This window comes from Streptococcus sp. SS-4456 (genome assembly GCF_036680365.1).
Lineage (GTDB): Bacteria > Bacillota > Bacilli > Lactobacillales > Streptococcaceae > Streptococcus.
Genome location: NZ_JAVIHI010000078.1, coordinates 1 through 1861, shown reverse-complemented (window position 1 = coordinate 1861; position 1861 = coordinate 1). Strand labels below are relative to the sequence as shown.

At 34.7% G+C, this 1861-nt stretch carries 3 protein-coding genes; all 3 read left to right on the top strand.

Annotated elements, in window-relative coordinates:
• A partial coding sequence (locus tag RFK25_RS11395; RefSeq protein WP_105179452.1) for a hypothetical protein occupies positions 1-205 on the top strand: 205 nt, incomplete at its 5' end.
• 177 nt (positions 206-382) lie between these two features.
• Positions 383-1450 carry an Abi family protein gene (locus RFK25_RS11390; RefSeq protein WP_332413534.1) on the top strand — a complete coding sequence of 356 codons (1068 nt, stop codon included), beginning with the start codon at positions 383-385 and terminating at the stop codon, positions 1448-1450.
• A 53-nt stretch (positions 1451-1503) separates the two neighbouring features.
• Entirely contained in the window at positions 1504-1746 is a 243-nt protein-coding gene (locus RFK25_RS11385; RefSeq protein WP_002936408.1) for a hypothetical protein, read from the top strand.
• Positions 1747-1861 lie beyond the last annotated feature (115 nt).

Sequence of the window (1861 nt, the reverse complement as noted above, 5' to 3'; positions counted from 1 at the left end):
AGTAGAGCAACTCCTAGATGTGGTCTTTGATTCTAGTTTCAAGTCTAGTGAGAGAGTGGAAATATCTAGGGACATTATAACCGATGAGGAAGAAAGTCTTGATAAGTCAATTCAAGAAGCGAAAAATAAACTGAATACTGAGCAGTTGGAAAAAAACATTGAGAGATTTAGACAAGGTAGGCGAGAGAGCAATAATAACAAATAACAGACCAATTATTTTGGCCTGTTTTTTGAAATATGTGTCATCGTTGAATCAAACGAAGTAAAAATATTTCTTGCTTAGTAGGAGGTGTTGTGGTATAATTTAGTTAGATTAGAAGTCATCGAAGGTACAGCAATGTATAACTAGGTGGCCTTTTTTCATATTGCGGAGAGATATTTTATGCCTAATAATGTATTTGAATTAATAAATTTTAAGGACTATTTGCCGTTAGATTTAGATATTACTGATAAAACTAGGTTGGTTTATAGACCAGTATTAGCACCAACTCAATTAAAATGTTCTCTTGAGCCGGCTTTAACTGAAGAACGGTTATATGTCCATATGAAAGAAAACTCTAACTGGTCTTTCAAATACAATGGGAATGATGATTTTTATAAACAGGATTGTATTGACTTTTTAAGAGATATAGACTTCCAATCATTCTCTCAATATGGGAAGTTGGTGGACAGAAAATACATAGAAGCAAAAAGAGTTTACTTATTTGATAGCTACTTTAGAAATTTTCTTCAAGAGATATTGGAGCGTATCGAAGTTTTTTTGAAGAAGAGTACAGCTGATGCTCTGACGATTGGATACAATAAAACTTCTTATATTTTTGAAGATGATACTCTCTATTATTCAGAACAATCTAAATACCGAAAAGAAAATCCTAAGAGGCTGGATATTGTTTTGAAAACAAAATATCATTTGTCACGATTGATTTTGGAAAAACAAGATGATGCCACAATCAAGAATCAGATTAACCAATATGGGGTCGTGTTACCTTGGACCGTTTTTCGTTTAATGACATTTGGAAATATAGCGTCCTTCCTCGTTGCCCTACAACCAGAATATCGAAATAAGGTTGCTGCCTATATTAGTCTTCCCTTGGACAAGGATGATAACATTCCAGCTAAAATCTTATTGTCTTGGTGTAACGCTCTTCGTTATCTTAGGAATATTTGCTCACACAATGGCAGATTATATGGTCGCTTACACCATACACTGCCAGCTTTTCATCATTCTGACAGAGAGTTGCTAGTGACAGACTCAGAGAATGATAGCAAGACACTATTTATCTATTTTATAGCAATGAGACATCTTATCTTGTCAATGTCCATAGAAACTAAGAATTTTTGGAATAAAAAATTACAAAAGCTTCTGGAAGAAAGTAATCAAGAACAAGTGGATTTGAGACACTATGGTTTTCCAAAAAATTGGATGGATTTATTGGCAATAAAGATATGATAAGTGCTTAGATGGACACGGACTAAAAAATAGATTAGAACGGAGGTAAAGTATTGAATCTTATTTCAATCAAAGAATTTGTCGAATTGACTATCAATAATAATCCAGACATCAATCCCAAAGAGCTTGAAGAAACCTTGCGTGCAGTACTTGAAGAAAAAGAAGGAGGGGCAAGGTGTATGAATTGTGGATCTCCTATTTGGGTAGCAGGGAGTGCACTGGTAGGGAGCTACATGTGCTTCACGTGTCTAACAGGTGAAGCCGATGGTAGTGATGATTTTGAAGTTTTAGGTTAAGCTATTTCATTTCAGAAATTTTTCGGCTCTTTGTCAACTGTAGTGGGTAGATGAAAAGCTAACACCTAGAGAGGACGAACTTCGTTCTCTCTTTTTCAATATTCAAAGCGATGTA